Source organism: Mycobacterium sp. WUMAC-067, assembly GCF_020217485.1.
Lineage (GTDB): Bacteria > Actinomycetota > Actinomycetes > Mycobacteriales > Mycobacteriaceae > Mycobacterium.
In genome coordinates this window covers 1-1,271 of sequence record NZ_JAEKMI010000150.1, presented here as the reverse complement: position 1 = coordinate 1,271, position 1,271 = coordinate 1, and the positions used below count along the sequence as shown (strand labels likewise).

The 1,271-nt window shown below is 60.4% G+C and carries 2 protein-coding genes; both read right to left on the bottom strand.

All coding sequences use genetic code 11. The features are described from left to right. Positions 1-45: 45 nt before the first annotated feature. Positions 46-930, bottom strand: coding sequence for an IS3 family transposase (locus JF781_RS27940; protein ID WP_082901982.1), 885 nt, complete (start codon positions 928-930; stop codon positions 46-48). 5 nt (positions 931-935) lie between these two features. Further along, positions 936-1,226, bottom strand: coding sequence for a transposase (locus JF781_RS27935; protein ID WP_047040760.1), 291 nt, complete (start codon positions 1,224-1,226; stop codon positions 936-938). Positions 1,227-1,271: the final 45 nt, after the last annotated feature.

The following is a 1,271-nucleotide window of genomic DNA, read 5'->3' as shown; positions in this document are numbered from 1 at the left end:
TGAGGTGTGTCAAGGATGTGAGACAGTCGGGTAGTTTCTTTTCGGTCAGGCAGCAGCGGGAAGCGGCTGGTTTCTGGTTGTGAAGTTGGCCATTGCTGTCGCGGGCGGCAGACCCTCGTTGTTGGTGTGAGGGCGCCAGCGGTTGTAGAACACTTCGATGTAGCGCATGGTCGCCCGTCTGGCGTCCTGGCGGGTGGTGAAGCTGTGGTGATGGTAGAACTCGTTTTTCAGGGATGAGAACAGCGATTCTGCGACTGCATTGTCCCAGCACACCCCGGTGGCGCCCATGGATTGGCGGATCTTGTTTCCTGCGCACCAGGCGCCCATTTCCCGGGAGGTGTACTGCGTTCCGTGGTCGCTGTGAAAAATGGCGTTGGGGCTCAGGTGGCCGCTGTCCCTGGCCATCGTCAGGGCTCCGGTAACCAACGAGGCGCGCATGTGCTCAGCCATGGCCCAGCCGACGACCATGCGGGTGCACAGGTCAATGACAGTGGCCAAATACAGCCACCCTTCGCCGGTGCGCAGGTAGGTAATATCGCCCACCAGACGCGTTCCAGGGGCTTCTGCAGTGAAGTCCCGGCCGATGAGGTCCTCGAAGACTTTATCCGGATCCGAGGCGATCGTGGTGCGCTTGAACGCTCTCATCCGCTTTGCCGCCCACCCGTTTTCGGCCATGATCCCCGCGACAGTGCCCACCGAAACCTCGATGCCGGCGGCGGCAAGTTTCGCATGGACCATGCGGTGCCCGAAGATCCCGTCGGAGGAATCGAAGACGGTCTTCACCTGATCCGTCAGTTCCCGGCGGCGCAGCGCAGTCGGGGTGTCGCCGGCGTCCAGCCGCCGGTAATACGTCGCCCGTGGGAGACCAAGCTGGCGGCACATCCAGGCCACCGGGAAGTCGGCGTTCTTCTCCTGAACAACTCGGTACAAGTCCTCTACCGTTGTTCTTTGGCGAAGAACGCCGAAACTTTTTTCAGGAAATCGTTCTCCCTCTCCAGCTCACGCATCCGTGCTTCCAACGCCTTGTATTTCGCAGGATCCACCGGATCATCCGGTTTCCCCCCACCGCCTGGTTGCCCCTCACGGGACACCCGCACCCAGCGTTTCAACGCGGTGACGGAAATGCCGAGCTCCGGAGCGACAGAAGCCGGCGAACGGCCAGATGAAACCACGAGCTCAACGGCATCAGCCTTGAACTCATCGGAATAGGTAGGTCGAGCAGACATGAGCACAATCCTTTCAAACTGTGTCTCACATCAGTAGTACACCTC